The following is a 16,277-nucleotide window of genomic DNA, read 5'->3' as shown; positions in this document are numbered from 1 at the left end:
CCATGAGCCCCATGAGCCGCACCTACGACCTCATCGCTTTCGACTGGGATGGCACGTTGTACGACTCCACTGCCATGATCGCGCGCTGCATCCAGCTGGCCGTAGCCGACGTGGGCGGCACCGTGCCCACGAAGGCGCAGGCCAGCTACGTCATCGGCATGGGCCTGATGCAGGCCCTGGCGCACGCCGCGCCGGACGTGCCACCCGACCTGTACCCGCGCCTGGGCGAGCGCTACCGCCACCACTACCTGGCCAGTCAGAACGAGCTGAGCCTGTTCGACGGCGTGCTGACCATGCTGCAGGCGCTCAAGGCGCGGCACCACTGGCTGGCCGTGGCCACGGGCAAGAGCCGGCGCGGGCTGGACGAGGTGCTGCGCACGGTGGAATTGCATGGCGTGTTCGACGGCTCGCGCACGGCCGACGAAACGGCGGGCAAGCCCAGCCCGGTGATGCTCAACGAACTGATGCGCGAGTTCGGCGTCGAGCCCGATCGCACCTTGATGATTGGCGACACCACGCACGACCTGCAGATGGCAGTGAACGCCGGCTGCGCGAGCGTGGGCGTGAGCTACGGCGCGCACGAGCCCGACGCCTTCCACGCCCTGGGGCCGCGCTTCGTGGCGCATTCGGTGGCTGAACTGCACGACTGGCTGAGCGAACACGCCTGAGGAGGCCCACGCCATGGCGCCCGCACCCGACGACGACCTTCACCCGCTGTGCCACAGCCGCGATCTGGTCGATGGCGGCAAGGGCGTGTCCTTCGACGTGAACTACGCCGGCCAGACCTGCCGGGCCTTCGCCATCCGCTACCAGGGCCAGGCGCACGCTTACCTCAACCGCTGCACCCACGTGGCCATGGAGCTGGACTGGCAGCCCGACCACTTCTTCGACGACAGCGCGCGCTGGCTGCTGTGTGCCACGCACGGCGCGGTGTATGACCCCGGGAACGGCGAATGCCGGGGCGGACCCTGCCGCGGCGGGCTCTTCAAGATCGAACTCGTGGAGCACGATGGCGTCGTGCACTGGCGCGCCCAGTACCATCTCAAGCCTGTGGAATTCTGAAAGAGAGCCCGTCGTGAACGAGGACTTCAACACCGCCGCCACCCCCCGCTCCGCCGGCACCGGCTGGGAACGCGAAACCATCGAGAAACTGCTGTTCGCGCAGATCAAGGAGCAGCGCGCCGCGCGCCGCTGGAAGCTGTTCTTCCGCCTGTTCTGGTTGCTGGTCATCGGTGCCGTCGTCTGGCTCGCGGTCAAGGCCGAAGGCATGGCCAGCACCCAGACCACCACGCCGCACACCGCCGTGATCGAGATCGAAGGCACCATTGCGGCCGGTGCCGAGGCCAGCGCCGAGTACGTGCTTCCCGCGCTGCGCCAGGCCTTCGAAGACGAGGGCGCGCAGGGCATCGTGCTGCTCATCAATTCGCCGGGTGGCAGCCCCGTGCAGGCCGGCATCATCAACGACGAGATCCGCCGCCTGAAGGGCCTGCACGAGAAGAAGGTCTACGCCGTGGTGGAAGAAACCTGCGCCTCGGCGGCCTACTACATCGCCGCGGCGGCCGACGACATTTACGTCGACAAGGCCAGCCTGGTGGGCAGCATCGGTGTGCTGATGGACGGCTTCGGCTTCACCGGGCTGATGGACAAGCTGGGCATCGAGCGACGCCTGATGGTGGCGGGCGAGAACAAGGCCATGCTCGACCCCTTCAGCCCGCAGGACGAGGCCCAGAAGGCCTACCTGCAGGCCATGCTGGACGAGATCCACCTGCAGTTCATCGATGTGGTGAAGCAAGGCCGCGGCGAGCGCCTCAAGCAGAACGGCGATACCTTCACCGGCCTGGTGTGGAGCGGCCAGCAGGCCGTCACCAACGGCCTGGCCGACGGTCTGGGCAACCTCGACTTCGTGGCGCGCGAGGTGATCAAGGCCGAGGAAGTGGTGGATTACACCCAGCGCGAGAACCTGGGCCTGCGTCTGGCGCGCCAGTTCGGCGCCAGCATCGGCGAAGGCGTTTTCAAGGCCGCACAATCAGCCGGCGTTCAGCTGCGGTAACCGTTCGGGTTCTGGCGCTGCCAGCGCCAGGCGTCGGCGCACATCTCGTCGAGCGTGTGGCGCGCCTGCCAGCCCAGCAACTGGCGCGCCAGTGAGGGGTCGGCCCAGCACTGCGCCACGTCACCCGCGCGGCGCGGGGTGACGCGGTAGGGCACGGGCCGCTCGCTGGCCTTCTCGAAGGCGGCCACCACCTCAAGCACGCTGTGGCCGCGCCCGGTGCCCAGGTTCACGGTGAAGCTCTCGCCCCGGCCCAGCAGGGCCTGGATGGCCGCCACGTGGCCGCGCGCCAGGTCCATCACGTGGATGAAGTCGCGCACGCCGGTGCCGTCGGGTGTGGGGTAGTCGTCGCCGAAGACGTTGAGGTGCTCGCGCGCGCCCACCGCTACCTGGGCCACGAAGGGCATGAGGTTGTTGGGGATGCCGGCCGGGTCCTCGCCGATCAGGCCGCTCCGATGTGCGCCCACCGGGTTGAAGTAGCGCAGCGTGCCGATGCGCCAGTGTGGCTGTGCGGTCTGCAGCGCGCTCAGCATGTCCTCGATGACCAGCTTGGTGTGGCCATAGGGGTTGGTGTGGCTGCGCGCGAAGTCCTCGGTGATGGGCACACGCACCGGGTCGCCATAGACCGTGGCGCTGCTGGAGAACACCAGCGTGGGCGGCAGCGAGGGGTCGTCGGCCGCCACGGTGGACATGGCCTGCAGCAGGCTGGTGGCGCCGCCCAGGTTGTTGCGGTAGTACTTGAGCGGGTCGGCCACGCTTTCGCCCACTGCCTTGTCGCCCGCGAAGTGCACCACGCCCACCGGGCGGTGGCGGCGCAACACGTCGGTGAGCCAGGGCGTGTCGAGCACGTCGCCGCGCTCCAGCGGCAAGGCCTGGCCGGTGATGCGCTGCAGGCGCTCCATCACCACCGGGTGGCTGTTGGCGAAGTTGTCGAGCACGATGGGCGCGTAGCCGGCCTCGACGAGCGCCACGGCGGTGTGGCTGCCGATGTAGCCGGCGCCGCCGGTGAGCAGGATCTTCATTTGGCGGTCTGGGGTTTGGGCTCGCGGCCGTAGATGTCCTCGAGGCGCACGATGTCGTCCTCGCCGAGGTAGGCGCCGGACTGCACCTCGATCATTTCCAGTTCCATCTTGCCGGGGTTGTGCAGGCGGTGCACCTCGCCGATGGGGATGTAGGTGGACTGGTTCTCGGACAGCAGGAACACCTCCTGCCCGCGTGTGACCTCGGCCGTGCCCTTCACGACGATCCAGTGCTCGGCGCGGTGGTGGTGCTTCTGCAGACTGAGCGAGGCGCCGGGCTTGACCCCGATGCGCTTGACCTGGAAGCGCGCGCCCATGTCGATGCTGTCGTACCAGCCCCAGGGCCGCGCCACGCGGCGGTGCGTGGCGGCCTGCGGCACGTCGCTCTTGGCCAGGTGGGCCACCACGTCCTTCACCTGCTCGGCGTGGTCGCGCTGGGCCACCAGCAGGGCGTCGGGCGTGTCGATGATGAGCAGGTCGTGCGTGCCCAGGGCCACCACGGGGCGGTGCGGGGCGTGGATGAAGGTGTTGGCCGCGCGCAGCGCATGGCCCTGGCCCTGCACGCGGTTGCCGTTGCCGTCGGCGGGTGCGAGGTCGGCCACGGCGTTCCAACTGCCCACGTCGCTCCACTGGCCCTGAAAGGGCACCACGGCCACGTCGTCGTGCGGCTCCATCACGGCGTAGTCGATGCTCTGCGAGCGGCAGGCCAGGAAGGGCTCGGCCGCGGGGCGCACGAAGCGGCAGCGGCCCACGGCTTCCTCTTTGGGCGCGGCCATGGCCTGCTCGCAGGCGGTCCAGATGTCGTTGGCGTGGCGTTGCAGCGCGGCCTTCAGCGTGGACGCGCTGGCCAGGAAGATGCCAGCGTTCCACAGCACGTTGCCTTGCAGCAGCAGGGCCTGCGCGGCCTCGGCGGCGGGCTTCTCGATGAAGCGGGCCACGCGGCGGCTGCCGTCGGCGCGCGCATCGCCTTGCGCGATGTAGCCGTAGGCCGTGCTGGGGAAGCTGGGCATCACGCCGAAGGTGACGATGGCACCGGCCTGCGCGGCGGCCACGCCTTGCTGCACCGTGTCGGCGAAGGCCACGGCGTCGGGGATGTGGTGGTCGGCAGGACAGAACAGCAGCAGGCCGCTGTCGTCGCCATCGCGCAGAGCCTGCAGCGTGGCAAGGGCCATGGCGGCGGCGGTGTTGCGCGCGGCCGGCTCCAGCAGCAGGGTGCCGCCGTGGCCGCCCGATTCGATGGCGTCGGCCACCAGGAAGCGGTGCTCGTCGGCCGCCACGCACAGGGCGGGCTGGCCGCTCCAGGCCACGCGGTCCAAGGTAAGCGTGAGTAAAGACTTGTTGCCCACCAGCGGGACGAACTGCTTCGGAAAACTCTGGCGGGACAAGGGCCACAGGCGGGTGCCCGAGCCGCCGCACAGGATGACGGGTGTGATCTTCATGCGTTTTGTTTCCGGAAGGACCGCGCGCGAAGCGGCGGTGCGGTGTCGCGCAGGGGCGCGGTCACGGGCCGTGGGTATTATGGGCAGCTTGTTTGACAAATCGCTCGGGAGCATTGCAAGACATGACGACGATTCGTAAAGCCGTATTTCCCGTGGGCGGTCTCGGCACCCGGTTCCTCCCCGCCACCAAGGCCATTCCCAAAGAGATGCTGCCGGTGGTGGACAAGCCGCTGATGCAGTACGCCGTGGAAGAGGCCTACAAGGCCGGCATCCGCGAGATGATCTTCGTCACCGGCCGCAACAAGCGCGCCATCGAGGACCACTTCGACGTGGCCTACGAGCTGGAGACCGAGCTGGAAGCGGCCGGCAAGGGTGCGTTGCTCAACCTGGTGACCTCCATCAAGCCCGACGACATGGACTGCTTCTACGTGCGCCAGCCGCGCGCGCTGGGCCTGGGCCATGCGGTGCTGTGCGCCGAGCGCATGGTGGGCAACGAGCCCTTCGCGGTGCTGTTGGCCGATGACCTGATGCTGGGCAAGGACCAGCTCACGGGCGGGCCCACGGTGCTGGCGCAGATGGTCAAGGCCTACGAAAGCAGCCCGGGCACGGTGCTGGCCGTGCAGGACGTGCCGCGCGCCGAGACCAAACGCTACGGCGTGGTCGACGTGCACGGCGCGAACACCGCCCTGGCCGAGGTGTTCGCCATGGTGGAAAAGCCCGCGCCGGAGAAGGCGCCGTCCACGCTGGCGGTGGCCGGGCGTTACATCCTCACGCCGGCGGTGTTCGAGAGCATCCGCCAGCAACCGCGCGGCGCGGGTGGCGAGATCCAGCTCACCGACGGCATTGCGGCGCTGATCGGCAAGGAGCGCGTGCAGGCCTACCGCTACGAAGGCAAGCGCTACGACTGCGGCAGCAAGGAAGGCTTCCTGGAGGCCACGATCGATCTGGCGCTGGCCAACCCCGAGTTGAGCGGCGCGGTGCGCGCGCACCTGCAGCGCATCCAGGGCTGAGGCCCGTTCAAGGGCCGAAGAGAAACACGGCCGGCAGGTCCAGCGGCAGATCGGCCGCGAGCGAGGGGTCGCGCCGCCAATCGGCCACGCGCGCGCTGCGGATGCGTTGCGCGGGCAGCGCCAGCCCGCTGGCCACGGCCAGGCGCGTGGCGGGCTGCAGTGCATCGATGAGCGCGCGCAGCAGGACCGCGTTGCGGTAGGGCGTTTCGATGAGGATCTGCGCCTGGCCGCTGCGCGTGGCCAGGGTGTCCAGCTCGCGCAGGCGTTTGCCGCGTTCGGCGGCGTCCTGCGACACGTAGCCCACGAAGGCGAAGTGCTGGCCGTTGAGGCCGCTGCCCGCGAGCGCGAGCATCAGCGACACCGGGCCCACCAGCGGGCACACGCGCAAACCCATGGCGTGCGCGGCGCGCACCACGCTGCTGCCCGGGTCGGCGATGGCGGGCATGCCGGCCTCGCTGAGCAGGCCGATGTCGTGGCCCTGTAGCGCGGGCGCGAGCCAGTCGCGAGTTGCCTGATCGTCCTGCGTATGGTCGCCACGCTTGTGTGCCTGCCGGGGCAGTTCCACGATCCGCTGTTCTTGCAGCGGCGCGGCCAGGCCCGTGGCCGCGTCCACGCGCTTGAGAAAGGCGCGCGCGCTCTTGGCGTTCTCGGCGATCCAGTGCGTGAGCCGGCTGGCCACGGCCAGGGTCTCGCCCGGCAGCAGGTCGGGCAGCGCCGCCGCGCTGTCGGCCACGCCGAAGTCCAGCGGCGTGGGCACCAGGTACAGCCTGCCCGACGTCACGGCAGGCGCACGCCGGCGGCGCGCAGCATCTGGCAGGTGCGGATCAACGGCAGCCCCACCAGGGCGGTGGGGTCGTCGCTGTCGATGCGCTCGAGCAGCGCGATGCCCAGCCCCTCGCTCTTGGCGCTGCCCGCGCAGTCGTAGGGCTGTTCGGCGCGCAGGTAGCGCTCGATCTCGCCGTCGTCGAGGTCCCGGAACACCACGCGCACGGGTGCGATGTCCTGGCGTTCGAAGCCACTGGCACGGCACACCACGGCCAGTGCGGTCTGGAACACCACGGTCTGTCCGCGCATGCGGTGCAACTGCTGCACGGCGCGTTCATGCGTGCCGGGCTTGCCCAGCGGCTCGCCGGCCAGGTCGGCCACCTGGTCGCTGCCGATCACCACCGCTTCGGGGAAGCGCTCGGCCACGGCACGGGCCTTGGCCAACGCCAGGCGTTGCGCGATGGCGGCCGGCGTTTCATCGGGCAGTGGGGTTTCATCGACCTCGGGCGCGGCCACCTCGAAGGGCAGCCCCAGGCGCTGCAGCAACTCACGCCGATAGCGGGATGTCGATCCCAGGACCACGGCCCGGGTGGGGGAGGGGGTGTTGCTCATGGGCGTATTGTCAGGGCCTGCCTAGAATGCCCCGATGGCCAGCAAGCCCCCCACGTCCGTTTTCAATCCGCAGCGCCTGGACGCGCTGCGCTTCGCCCAGGCGGGCGCCCGACTCGATGGTGATCCGCCGCTCGCGGATTTCCGGCGCCTCGCGAGCGATCTGCATGCGCCCGCTGACGCCCAGGAGCGTGTGCGATGGAGCGCCGAGGGCGAGATGCGCGCCGGGCCGTCCGGCGGCGCGCCGCAGGCCTGGCTGCACCTGCGCGCCGAGGCCTGCGTGCCCCTGACCTGCCAGCGCTGCCTGGGCCCCGTGCAGACCCCCATCGAGGTGGACCGCTGGTTCCGCTTCGTGGCCGACGAGGCCACGGCGGAGGCGCAGGACGACGACAGCGAGGAAGACCTGCTCGCGCTGGAGCCGCGGCCCAGCCTGATCGAGGTCGTCGAGGACGAGCTCATCCTGTCTTTGCCCCTGGTGCCCGTGCACGAGAGATGCCCGCAACCCCTGCCCGATGGCGTCGGCACGCAGGCTGAGGAGGGGGAGGGCTCTGGCAGTGAGCGCCCGCACCCGTTCGCCAGCCTGGCCAAGCTCAAGGGTCGGTCGTGAACAGCGATCAGCCGCAGGGGGAAGACTCGGGCTATAATGCTTGGCTTTGCGCCAGGGCGGGCCTGATGGGCCGGGCAGCGCGTGGTTTCCACGCCGTGTTTCAGCCGATGACGCCCTCGAATCCTCACCAACGCCTTCCAGGAGCCCAACATGGCTGTCCAGCAAAACAAGAAGTCGCCCTCCAAGCGGGGCATGCACCGTTCGCACAACGCGCTGACCACCCCGGGCACCGCCGTCGAACCCACCACCGGCGAAGTGCATCTGCGCCACCACATCAGCCCCAACGGCTTCTACCGCGGCCGTCAGGTGCTCAAGAACAAGTCCGAAGCCTGATCCACGGGCTGCCCGCCGGGCGCGCTTGCGCGCGTCCGCTGGCCACGGAGACACGGGCCCGCATGCCGCATGCGGGCCTTTTTCATTAGAACAAGGTCGCCGAGCGCGCCCCGCGAGAAGTCGAGATGATCACCATCGCTGTGGATTGCATGGGGGGAGACATCGGGCCGGCCGTGACCATGCCCGCCTGCGAGGCCTTCCTGGCCAGCCATCCCCAGGCGCGCCTGCTGCTGGTGGGGCGCGCCGACGCACTGCGCGACTGGCCCCGGCTGAAGGACCATGAGCGGTGCACCGTCGTGGCCGCGTCCGAGGTCGTCGAAATGAGCGACCCGATCGAAGTCGCCCTGCGTCGCAAGAAGGATTCGTCCATGCGCGTGGCGATCCAGCAGGTGAAGGACGGTCACGCGCAGGCTGCGGTGTCGGCCGGCAACACCGGGGCCCTGATGGCGATCGCGCGTTATCTGCTCAAGACGCTGGACGGTATCGAGCGACCCGCCATCGCCACCCGGATGCCCAACGCGCGCGGGGGCGCCACCACCGTGCTCGATCTTGGCGCCAACGTCGATTGCACGGCCGAACACCTGCTGCAGTTCGCGGTAATGGGCTCGGCTCTGGTGGCCGCTGCCACCGGGCGCGACGACCCCTCGGTGGGCTTGCTCAACATCGGCGAAGAAGTCATCAAGGGCAACGAGGTGATCAAGCAGGCCGGGCAATTGCTGCGCCAGGCCGCCGCCGCGGGCGACCTGAACTTCCACGGCAACGTGGAGGGCAACGACATCTTCAAGGGCACCACCGACATCGTGGTCTGCGACGGCTTCGTGGGCAACGTGGCGCTCAAGGCGAGCGAAGGCGTGGCCTCGATGATTGCCGGATTCATCCGCGAGGAGTTCACGCGCAACGTGTGGCGCAAGCTGGCGGCGGCGGTGGCCTTGCCGGTGCTCAACGCCATCCGCCAGCGCGCCGACCACCGCCTCTACAACGGCGCCGCCCTGCTGGGCCTGCAGGGCCTGGTGTTCAAGAGCCATGGCTCGGCGGATGCCTTCGCGTTCGAACAAGCCCTGGCCCGCGCGTATGATGCCGCCTCCCGCGGCCTGCTCGACAACGTGAGACAACGCATTGCCCGCGCCCAGCCGCTGCTGTCGCCCGATACGACCATCAGCGAACGCGGCGGCATTCCGACCATCTGATTCCCTCCGCATGAGCGCTTATTCCCGCATCACCGGCACGGGCAGCCATCTGCCGCCGCGCCGCCTGACCAACGACGACATGGTGGCGATGCTGGCGCCCAAGGGCATCGAGACCAGCGACCAGTGGATCATCGAGCGCACCGGCATCCGGGCCCGCCACTTCGCCGACGACGGCGTGTTCGCGAGCGACATGGGTGCCGACGCCGCGCGCGCCGCGCTGGACGCGGCCGGCCTCACGGCCAAGGACATCGACCTCATCATCGTCGCGACGTCCACACCTGACATGGTGTTTCCGTCCACCGCCGCGATCATCCAGCACAAGCTCGGTGTCGCGGGCTGTCCGGCCTTCGATGTGCAGGCCGTCTGCAGCGGCTTCGTCTACGCCATCACCGTGGCCGACGCGATGATCCGCAGCGGCACGGCGCGCAAGGCCCTGGTCATCGGAACCGAGATCTTCTCGCGCCTGCTCGACTTCAACGACCGCACCACCTGCGTGCTGTTTGGCGATGGCGCGGGCGCCGTGGTGATGGAAGCCTCCGACACGCCCGGCCTGCTGGCGAGCGACTTGCACGCCGACGGCAAGCACGTGGGCATCCTGTGCGTGCCGGGGCATGTGTCCGGCGGCCAGGCCTCGGGCCAGCCGCTGCTCAAGATGGACGGGCAGGCGGTCTTTCGCCTGGCCGTCACTGTGCTGGACCGCGCGGCGCGCAACGTGCTGCACAAGGCCGGCCGCGCGGACACCGACATCGACTGGCTGATACCGCACCAGGCCAACATCCGCATCATGCAGGGGGCCGCGAAGAAGCTGCACCTGCCGCTGGAAAAGCTCATCGTCACCGTCGATGAGCACGGCAACACCTCGGCCGCATCCATCCCGCTGGCGCTCGATCACGCGGTGCGCTCGGGGCGCGTGCAGCGGGGCGACACCCTCATGCTCGAAGGCGTGGGCGGGGGGTTCACCTGGGGTGCGGTCCTGCTCGACTACTGAACGAACGCCGCGGCGCCGCGCGCCGCTGGCCAGCAAGCACACAAGAATGAAACCGTTCGCTTTTGTTTTCCCCGGTCAGGGCTCGCAGTCCGTGGGCATGCTCGATGCCTGGGGCGATCACCCCGTTGTCGCTGACACCTTGCGCGAGGCGTCCGACGCCCTGGGCGAAGACCTCGGCCGGCTCATCCACGAAGGTCCCAAGGAAGCCCTGGGCCTGACCACCAACACTCAGCCCGTGATGCTGGTGGCCGGCGTGGCCGCCTGGCGTGTGTGGCGTGCCGAGGGTGGGGCGCTGCCGTCGGCCGTGGCGGGTCACTCATTGGGTGAGTACAGCGCGCTGGTGGCCGCCGGAGTGCTCACTCTGGCCGACGCCGCACCGCTGGTGCGTTTTCGCGCGGCGGCCATGCAAGAGGCCGTGCCGGTCGGCACGGGTGCGATGGCCGCCATCCTGGGCATGGACGCCGAGCGCGTGAGGGCCGGTTGCGCCGAGGCGCAGGCCACGTTCGGCGCCGGCAGCGCCGAGGTGGTGGAGGCCGTGAACTTCAACGATCCCGCACAGACCGTAATCGCCGGCAGCAAGGCCGCTGTCGAGAAGGCCTGCGAGGTGCTCAAGGCCAACGGCGCCAAGCGAGCGTTGCCGTTGCCCGTGTCGGCGCCGTTCCATTCCAGCCTCATGAAGCCGGCGGCCGAGCGCCTGCGCGAGAAGCTGGCCGGGGTGGCCCTGGCCACGCCCAGCATCCCTTTGATCAACAACATCGACGTGGCCGTCGAGTCCGACGCCGACCGCATTCGCGACGCGCTGTACCGCCAGGCCTTCGGGCCCGTTCGCTGGGTGGAATGCGTGCAGGCCATGCGCGCGCGCGACATCGACGCCATCGTCGAGTGCGGCCCCGGCAAGGTGCTGGCCGGCATGACCAAGCGCATCGACGCCAACATCCAGGGCGCTGCCCTGTACGACCCGGCCACGCTGACCGAGGTCAAGGCCCTGCTGGCCTGAACGAGGAGAACAACATGACGGACGTGAAATTCGCGGGCCAGGTGGCCCTGGTGACCGGCGCGTCGCGCGGCATCGGCGCGGCCATCGCGCACGAACTCGCCCTGCAGGGTCTCACCGTGGTCGGCACCGCCACCAGCGCCGACGGCGCGGCGAAGATCGACGCGGCGCTCAAGGCCGTTGACGCTGCCGGCGCCGGCAGCCGGGGTGCGGTGCTCGACGTCAACGACGCCAAGGCCGCCGAGGCGCTCATCGACGAGGTCATCAAGGCGCACGGAGCCCTGCATGTCCTCGTCAACAACGCGGGCATCACGCGCGACATGCTCGCCATGCGTCTGAAGGACGAGGATTGGGACGCCGTGCTCGACACCAACCTCAAGGCCGTGTTCCGGCTCAGCCGCGCCGTCATGCGCCCCATGATGAAGCAGCGCTATGGCCGCATCATCAGCATCACCAGCGTGGTGGGCGCTTCGGGCAATGCGGGGCAAGCCAACTACGCGGCCGCCAAGGCCGGGCTGGCCGGCATGACCCGCGCGCTGGCGCGCGAGCTGGGCAGCCGCAACATCACGGTGAACTGCGTTGCCCCAGGCTTCATCGAAACCGACATGACCGCCTCCCTGCCCGAGGAACAGCAGAAAGCGCTGCTGTCTCAGATCCCCCTGGGACACCTGGGCAAGCCCTCGGACATCGCGCACGCCGTGGTCTTCGTGGCCAGCCCGCGCGCCGCCTACATCACTGGCCAGGAACTGCACGTCAACGGCGGCATGTTCATGGCCTGATCTCCCCCGGGGCCGCGGCCCCGTCCCCCGGCTAAAATGCCGCCCTGCATTCCAACCCACCCTTTGAGGGACCTATGAGCGATATCGAAGCACGCGTCAAGAAAATCATTGCCGAACAACTCGGCGTGGAAGAAGGTCAGGTCAGCAGCGAAAAAGCCTTCGTGGCCGACCTGGGCGCCGACTCGCTGGACACGGTGGAACTCGTGATGGCCCTCGAAGACGAGTTCGGCATCGAGATCCCCGACGAAGAAGCCGAGAAAATCACCACGGTGCAGCACGCCATCGACTACGCGCTGAAGCACCAGAAAGCCTGATTGCCCCATGAGCCGTCGTCGCGTTGTCGTGACCGGCCTGGGTTGCATCAGCCCCGTGGGCAACACGGTGGCCGACGCCTGGGCCAACCTCTTGGCCGGGCGTTCCGGCATCTCCACGATCACCCGGTTCGACCCGTCGAACTTCGCGTGTCGCATCGCGGGAGAAGTCAAGGGTTTCCAGCTGGAGTCCTACATGAGCGCCAAGGAGGCGCGCACGATGGACACCTTCATCCACTTCGGTATTGCCGCGGCGCATCAGGCCGTGGTCGATTCCGGCCTGCCCACGGGCGAGGCACTGGATGAAGAAATGGCCACACGCATCGGCTGCATCATCGGCTCGGGCATCGGTGGCCTGCCGCTGATCGAGGAAACCCACACCGAGTTGACCAACCGCGGCCCGCGCCGCATCTCGCCGTTCTTCGTGCCGGCCTCGATCATCAACATGATCTCGGGCCATGTGTCGATGCGCTTCGGCTTCAAGGGCCCGAACATCGCCATCGTCACGGCCTGCACCACCGGTCTGCACAGCATCGGTGAGGCCGCCCGCAAGATCGAGTACGGCGATGCCGACGTGATGGTGGCGGGTGGCTCGGAGGCGACGGTGTCGCCGCTGGGCGTGGGCGGTTTTGCTGCGATGCGTGCCCTCTCAACCCGCAACGACGACCCCGCGGCCGCTTCCCGTCCCTGGGACAAGGATCGTGACGGCTTCGTGCTTGGCGAGGGCGCGGGTGTCATGGTGCTCGAGGAATACGAGCACGCCAAGGCGCGCGGCGCGAAGATCTACGCCGAAGTGGCGGGCTACGGCATGAGTGCTGACGCCGGCCACATGACCGCCCCCAACATGGACGGCCCCCGCCGCGCCATGCTCAACGCCCTGCGCAACGCCGGCGTCAACACGGACGAGGTGGACTACCTCAACGCGCACGGTACTTCCACCCCCCTGGGGGACATCAACGAGTCGAACGCCATCAAGGCGGCGCTGGGCGACCACGCCAAGCGCATGGTGGTGAGCTCCACCAAGTCCATGACTGGGCACTTGCTCGGCGGTGCCGGGGGTATCGAGAGCGTCTTCACCGTGCTGGCCATCCAGCACCAGCAGATCCCGCCGACGATCAACCTCGTCAACCAGGATCCCGAGTGCGATCTCGACTACTGCGCCAACACGGCGCGTGACCGGGAAGTGAACGTCGCGGTGAAGAACAACTTCGGCTTCGGCGGCACCAACGGCACCCTGGTGTTCAAGCGGGTCTGATCACTTGATCGGCTCGCGCAACGCCCCGTCGGTTTCGTACCCGGTGGGGCGTTGCCGTTTCTGGGGAGGTGTGCTGACGGCGTTGGCGCTGGGCGTGACGCTGACCGGGGCCTGGATGGCCGCCACGCTGCCACCGAAAGCCTGGCTCCCGCTGGCTGGGGCGGGGCTGGTCTGGATGGTCTGGGCGGCGCGCAATGACCGGCACCAGCCCACTGGGCTGTTGCGATTCAGCGGCGCGCCAGGGCAGGGCGGCGCCTGGCGCTGGGTTCTGAACGGTTCGGATGAGGGTCTCGAGCTTGATGCCGCGCAGCCGGCGCTGGATTTGCAAAGTCGCATGCTGCTGCGCCTGAAAGGGGCGGCCGGCGTACCCGTCTGGGTGTGGGTGGAGCGCGCTCGCGCACCCGCCGACTGGCCGGCCTTGCGCCGCGCCTTGGCATCCGATCGGCTCGGCTGAACCCGTGCCAAAGCTCCCCGAAGGCGACAGGGGCATGGGGTATAGTCCCGCGCGCATGACAACGGAAGACCACACCGCTCCGCCGCCGCCCGACAGCGACGTCATGCTGGTGCAACGCACCCTGGCCGGCGAACGCCGCGCCTATGACCTGCTGGTCATCAAGTACCAGCGCCGCGTCGAACGCCTTATAGGCCGCATGGTGCGCGATTCCGACCTGGTCCAGGACATCGCCCAGGAAACCTTCATTCGAGCTTACCGGGCCCTCGCCCAGTTCCGCGGGGACGCCCAGTTCTACACCTGGCTGTACCGGATCGCGGTAAATACCGCGAAGAAGCAGCTGATGGAATTGAAGCGCGACCCGCTGGTCTTCCAATCGCAGCTAAAGGGAGCTGAAGACGATGAAACTTCCGCCCCGGAGCGCGAACTAAACGCGAACATAGCCGACACCGAGACGCCTGAAGCGGTGTTGGCGAGCAAGGAAATCGCCAACGCGGTCAACGCCGCGATGGAGGCCTTGCCCGAGGAACTGCGCATGGCCATTACCCTGCGCGAGATCGAAGGCCTGAGTTACGAAGAGATCGCCCAAGCACTGGAATGCCCTATTGGCACCGTGCGTTCCCGCATCTTCCGGGCGCGCGAAGCCATTTCCACTCGCATCAAGCCCTTGCTCGACCGTCAGTCGGGCAAGCGCTGGTGAGTTGGTCAGTCACGCAGAGGTTGCCCCGATGAACCAGTTCACTTTCCCCGATCCGGCCCTTCAGGGTGCCGACCACGTGTCGGCCCTGTGCGATGGTCGCCTGGACATGCACGAACTCGACGCTCTGTTCGCGCACTGTCGCGCGAGCGACGAACCCCTGGCCCAGTGGCGCGGCTATCAGCTCATCGGTGAAGTGCTGCGTGGCGAGGGGGCGGTACTGCCGGCCCGCGCGCCCCGGGATTTCCTGGCTGAGCTGAACCAGCGTCTCGACGCCGAGCACAAGCCCGCGGCCGATGCCGAGGCAATGCCGGTTCGCGCCGTGCGCGGACCCGCCGCGAACGACGCCCTGTTCCGCTGGAAGATGGTGTCAGGCCTGGCCAGCGTGGTGGCGGTGGCCGCCGTTGGCTGGACCGTGCTGACGGGTACCCCTGGCGGCAACCAGGGGCCTGTGATCGCCCAGGAGCGCACGACCGCGCCGGCGACCACCCTCGCAGAGGCGCAGTCTGCGGCTCCCGTGGCCGCCATGCCCACCCGGCCGGTGGTGGTATCCACTTCGCAAGGCAAGCTGATCCGCGACCCGGCTCTTGAGCGCCTGCTGTCCCAGCACCGCCAGCACGGCGGCATGTCGGCGTTCCAGTCCTCGACCGGCTTCATTCGCAACGCCACCTACGACACGGACGCACGCTGATGGCCGCGCCCATGACGACCGCTCACCCCACCACCGCGCATTCCAGGGTCTGCCACATCCGCGCGCCGCGGTTGCGTCGATTGGGTGCCGCTCTCATCGTCTTGGCCTGTGCCGGTGGCTGGGGCGGGACGGCACTGGCTCAAGGGGCGGTGTCGCCTGGGGTGGCCCCGGCGCGCAGTGTGACCGAATGGCTCGCGCGCATGCACGAGGCGTCTCGCCAGCGCTCCTACATCGGCACGCTGGTCGTCAGTTCCGGCAGCGCGATGTCGGCCTCCAAGATCTGGCATGTGTGCGATGGTACGCAGCAGATGGAGCGCGTGGAGACGCTCACCGGCGTGCCGCGCACCACCATCCGCCGCAATAGCGAGGTGATCACCTTCGAGCCCGAAACCCGCACGGCCATGGTCGAGAAGCGCGAGTCGCTCGGCGTCTTCCCCGACATGCTGCGCACGCCAGCAAGCGCCGTCGCCCAGTACTACGGTGCCCGCGAAGTGGGTGCTCAGCGCGTGGCAGGGCACATGGCTGACATGGTGGAGATCGTGCCGCGCGACGAGTGGCGCTTCGGCTACCGCATCTGGTCTGAGAAGAAAACCGGCCTGATCGTGAAGCTACAGACGCTCGGCGCGCAAGGCCAGGTGCTGGAGCAGGTGGCGTTCTCCGAACTGCAGCTCGACGCACCCGTGAGCATGGACAAGCTCGCGCGCCTGATGAAGGACACGCGGGGCTACGACGTCGTCAAGCCCGCACTGCGCAAGACGACGCCGCAGGCAGAGGGTTGGCAATTGAAAGAGCCGATCCCCGGCTTCAGTGCCATGAGTTGTCACACGCGAGAAGTGGCCGGCGGCTCGGTGTCGCCGGGGCAGGCGCCCATGCAGTGGGTGTTTTCCGATGGCCTGGCGTCCGTGTCGCTGTTCGTTGAGCCCTACGACGCGCAGCGCCATGGCAGCGAAGAACAGGTGGCCATGGGTGCCACGCATTCCGTCAGCCGTCGCGTGGGCGACCATTGGGTGACGGCGTTGGGCGAGGTGCCCACCTCGACCCTGCGGCGTTTCGCTGATGCCCTCGAACGGATCCGATGAAGCCTGACCAAAAAAG

General features: G+C 68.6%; 20 protein-coding genes. 16 read left to right on the top strand and 4 right to left on the bottom strand.

Annotated features, from left to right (window positions below; all coding sequences use genetic code 11):
* Window positions 1–2 precede the first annotated feature (2 nt).
* The 3 genes from BN948_RS00470 to BN948_RS00460 are packed head-to-tail and all read left to right on the top strand — an operon-like array spanning window position 3 to window position 2,050.
* Window positions 3–668, top strand: coding sequence for an HAD family hydrolase (locus BN948_RS00470; protein WP_009518777.1), 666 nt, complete (start codon window positions 3–5; stop codon window positions 666–668).
* A gap of 13 nt (window positions 669–681) precedes the next feature.
* Complete coding sequence (locus BN948_RS00465) at window positions 682–1,062, top strand: Rieske (2Fe-2S) protein (protein WP_009518778.1); 381 nt, start codon at window positions 682–684, stop codon at window positions 1,060–1,062.
* Window positions 1,010–2,050, top strand: coding sequence for a S49 family peptidase (locus BN948_RS00460; RefSeq protein ID WP_009518779.1), 1,041 nt, complete (start codon window positions 1,010–1,012; stop codon window positions 2,048–2,050). Before BN948_RS00465 ends, BN948_RS00460 begins: the two co-directional genes overlap by 53 nt.
* Here the strand turns inward: BN948_RS00460 and galE are convergent.
* Both galE and BN948_RS00450 read right to left on the bottom strand, forming a co-directional pair.
* Window positions 2,038–3,069 carry a UDP-glucose 4-epimerase GalE gene (gene galE, locus BN948_RS00455; RefSeq protein WP_009518780.1) on the bottom strand — a complete coding sequence of 344 codons (1,032 nt, stop codon included), beginning with the start codon at window positions 3,067–3,069 and terminating at the stop codon, window positions 2,038–2,040. The genes BN948_RS00460 and galE overlap by 13 nt on opposite strands.
* Window positions 3,066–4,505, bottom strand: coding sequence for a mannose-1-phosphate guanylyltransferase/mannose-6-phosphate isomerase (locus BN948_RS00450; RefSeq protein WP_009518781.1), 1,440 nt, complete (start codon window positions 4,503–4,505; stop codon window positions 3,066–3,068). The genes galE and BN948_RS00450 overlap by 4 nt, the downstream gene beginning before the upstream one ends.
* 122 nt (window positions 4,506–4,627) lie before the next feature.
* Between BN948_RS00450 and galU the strand changes: the two genes are divergently transcribed.
* The gene (galU, locus tag BN948_RS00445; protein ID WP_009518783.1) at window positions 4,628–5,515 is read left to right on the top strand and encodes a UTP--glucose-1-phosphate uridylyltransferase GalU; all 888 of its coding nucleotides are present in this window, start codon (window positions 4,628–4,630) and stop codon (window positions 5,513–5,515) included.
* A gap of 7 nt (window positions 5,516–5,522) precedes the next feature.
* Here the strand turns inward: galU and BN948_RS00440 are convergent, their stop codons facing one another.
* Both BN948_RS00440 and BN948_RS00435 read right to left on the bottom strand, forming a co-directional pair.
* Window positions 5,523–6,296, bottom strand: a complete 774-nt coding sequence (locus BN948_RS00440; RefSeq protein ID WP_009518784.1) for an SAM-dependent methyltransferase — start codon at window positions 6,294–6,296, stop codon at window positions 5,523–5,525.
* Window positions 6,293–6,892, bottom strand: a complete 600-nt coding sequence (locus tag BN948_RS00435) for a Maf family protein (RefSeq protein ID WP_009518785.1) — start codon at window positions 6,890–6,892, stop codon at window positions 6,293–6,295. Before BN948_RS00435 ends, BN948_RS00440 begins: the two co-directional genes overlap by 4 nt.
* A 34-nt stretch (window positions 6,893–6,926) precedes the next feature.
* On the opposite strand from BN948_RS00435, the gene BN948_RS00430 reads away from it, so the two are divergent.
* From BN948_RS00430 to BN948_RS00375, 12 genes are all read left to right on the top strand, one after another.
* Window positions 6,927–7,496, top strand: coding sequence for a YceD family protein (locus tag BN948_RS00430; protein WP_009518786.1), 570 nt, complete (start codon window positions 6,927–6,929; stop codon window positions 7,494–7,496).
* A 150-nt stretch (window positions 7,497–7,646) separates the two neighbouring features.
* A complete protein-coding gene (gene rpmF, locus BN948_RS00425; RefSeq protein WP_009518787.1) occupies window positions 7,647–7,829 on the top strand; it encodes a 50S ribosomal protein L32 in 183 nt (60 codons plus the stop codon).
* 125 nt (window positions 7,830–7,954) lie between these two features.
* On the top strand, window positions 7,955–9,016 hold the full coding sequence (gene plsX / locus BN948_RS00420; RefSeq protein WP_009518788.1) for a phosphate acyltransferase PlsX: 1,062 nt from the start codon (window positions 7,955–7,957) through the stop codon (window positions 9,014–9,016).
* 10 nt (window positions 9,017–9,026) lie between these two features.
* Window positions 9,027–10,004 carry a beta-ketoacyl-ACP synthase III gene (locus BN948_RS00415; RefSeq protein ID WP_009518789.1) on the top strand — a complete coding sequence of 326 codons (978 nt, stop codon included), beginning with the start codon at window positions 9,027–9,029 and terminating at the stop codon, window positions 10,002–10,004.
* 46 nt (window positions 10,005–10,050) lie between these two features.
* Window positions 10,051–11,001: an ACP S-malonyltransferase gene (gene fabD / locus BN948_RS00410; protein WP_009518790.1), complete on the top strand. Its 951-nt coding sequence runs from the start codon at window positions 10,051–10,053 to the stop codon at window positions 10,999–11,001.
* Window positions 11,002–11,015: 14 nt separating this feature from the next.
* The gene (gene fabG, locus BN948_RS00405; RefSeq protein ID WP_009518792.1) at window positions 11,016–11,777 is read left to right on the top strand and encodes a 3-oxoacyl-ACP reductase FabG; all 762 of its coding nucleotides are present in this window, start codon (window positions 11,016–11,018) and stop codon (window positions 11,775–11,777) included.
* A 74-nt stretch (window positions 11,778–11,851) separates the two neighbouring features.
* Window positions 11,852–12,091, top strand: a complete 240-nt coding sequence (gene acpP / locus BN948_RS00400; RefSeq protein WP_009518793.1) for an acyl carrier protein — start codon at window positions 11,852–11,854, stop codon at window positions 12,089–12,091.
* Between the two features lie 7 nt (window positions 12,092–12,098).
* Window positions 12,099–13,343, top strand: a complete 1,245-nt coding sequence (gene fabF, locus BN948_RS00395) for a beta-ketoacyl-ACP synthase II (protein ID WP_009518794.1) — start codon at window positions 12,099–12,101, stop codon at window positions 13,341–13,343.
* A 4-nt stretch (window positions 13,344–13,347) separates the two neighbouring features.
* Entirely contained in the window at window positions 13,348–13,797 is a 450-nt protein-coding gene (locus tag BN948_RS00390; RefSeq protein WP_009518795.1) for a hypothetical protein, read from the top strand.
* Between the two features lie 55 nt (window positions 13,798–13,852).
* Window positions 13,853–14,494, top strand: a complete 642-nt coding sequence (gene rpoE, locus BN948_RS00385) for an RNA polymerase sigma factor RpoE (RefSeq protein ID WP_035619959.1) — start codon at window positions 13,853–13,855, stop codon at window positions 14,492–14,494.
* A 28-nt stretch (window positions 14,495–14,522) separates the two neighbouring features.
* Window positions 14,523–15,182, top strand: coding sequence for a sigma-E factor negative regulatory protein (locus tag BN948_RS00380; protein ID WP_009518797.1), 660 nt, complete (start codon window positions 14,523–14,525; stop codon window positions 15,180–15,182).
* Window positions 15,182–16,261, top strand: a complete 1,080-nt coding sequence (locus BN948_RS00375; RefSeq protein WP_009518799.1) for a MucB/RseB C-terminal domain-containing protein — start codon at window positions 15,182–15,184, stop codon at window positions 16,259–16,261. Before BN948_RS00380 ends, BN948_RS00375 begins: the two co-directional genes overlap by 1 nt.
* The last annotated feature ends 16 nt before the right edge of the window (window positions 16,262–16,277 follow it).

Origin of the sequence: Hydrogenophaga intermedia, from assembly GCF_000723405.1 — a bacterium.
In the GTDB taxonomy this organism is placed as follows: domain Bacteria; phylum Pseudomonadota; class Gammaproteobacteria; order Burkholderiales; family Burkholderiaceae_C; genus Hydrogenophaga; species Hydrogenophaga intermedia.
Note: the sequence above shows the minus strand (reverse complement) of the source record. Positions and strands in the feature narration are given on the sequence as shown.

Bases quoted from the DNA above. Each gene is read 5' to 3' on its own strand.
- rpoE (WP_035619959.1), top strand. From the start codon at position 13,853: ATGACAACGGAAGACCACACCGCTCCGCCGCCGCCCGACAGCGACGTC.
- BN948_RS00470 (WP_009518777.1), top strand. From the start codon at position 3: ATGAGCCCCATGAGCCGCACCTACGACCTCATCGCTTTCGACTGGGAT.
- BN948_RS00380 (WP_009518797.1), top strand. From the start codon at position 14,523: ATGAACCAGTTCACTTTCCCCGATCCGGCCCTTCAGGGTGCCGACCAC.
- BN948_RS00415 (WP_009518789.1), top strand. From the start codon at position 9,027: ATGAGCGCTTATTCCCGCATCACCGGCACGGGCAGCCATCTGCCGCCG.
- BN948_RS00450 (WP_009518781.1), bottom strand. From the start codon at position 4,505: ATGAAGATCACACCCGTCATCCTGTGCGGCGGCTCGGGCACCCGCCTG.
- acpP (WP_009518793.1), top strand. From the start codon at position 11,852: ATGAGCGATATCGAAGCACGCGTCAAGAAAATCATTGCCGAACAACTC.
- BN948_RS00465 (WP_009518778.1), top strand. From the start codon at position 682: ATGGCGCCCGCACCCGACGACGACCTTCACCCGCTGTGCCACAGCCGC.
- galU (WP_009518783.1), top strand. From the start codon at position 4,628: ATGACGACGATTCGTAAAGCCGTATTTCCCGTGGGCGGTCTCGGCACC.
- rpmF (WP_009518787.1), top strand. From the start codon at position 7,647: ATGGCTGTCCAGCAAAACAAGAAGTCGCCCTCCAAGCGGGGCATGCAC.
- fabG (WP_009518792.1), top strand. From the start codon at position 11,016: ATGACGGACGTGAAATTCGCGGGCCAGGTGGCCCTGGTGACCGGCGCG.
- BN948_RS00435 (WP_009518785.1), bottom strand. From the start codon at position 6,892: ATGAGCAACACCCCCTCCCCCACCCGGGCCGTGGTCCTGGGATCGACA.
- plsX (WP_009518788.1), top strand. From the start codon at position 7,955: ATGATCACCATCGCTGTGGATTGCATGGGGGGAGACATCGGGCCGGCC.
- galE (WP_009518780.1), bottom strand. From the start codon at position 3,069: ATGAAGATCCTGCTCACCGGCGGCGCCGGCTACATCGGCAGCCACACC.
- fabD (WP_009518790.1), top strand. From the start codon at position 10,051: ATGAAACCGTTCGCTTTTGTTTTCCCCGGTCAGGGCTCGCAGTCCGTG.
- BN948_RS00375 (WP_009518799.1), top strand. From the start codon at position 15,182: ATGGCCGCGCCCATGACGACCGCTCACCCCACCACCGCGCATTCCAGG.
- BN948_RS00460 (WP_009518779.1), top strand. From the start codon at position 1,010: ATGGCGTCGTGCACTGGCGCGCCCAGTACCATCTCAAGCCTGTGGAAT.
- BN948_RS00430 (WP_009518786.1), top strand. From the start codon at position 6,927: ATGGCCAGCAAGCCCCCCACGTCCGTTTTCAATCCGCAGCGCCTGGAC.
- fabF (WP_009518794.1), top strand. From the start codon at position 12,099: ATGAGCCGTCGTCGCGTTGTCGTGACCGGCCTGGGTTGCATCAGCCCC.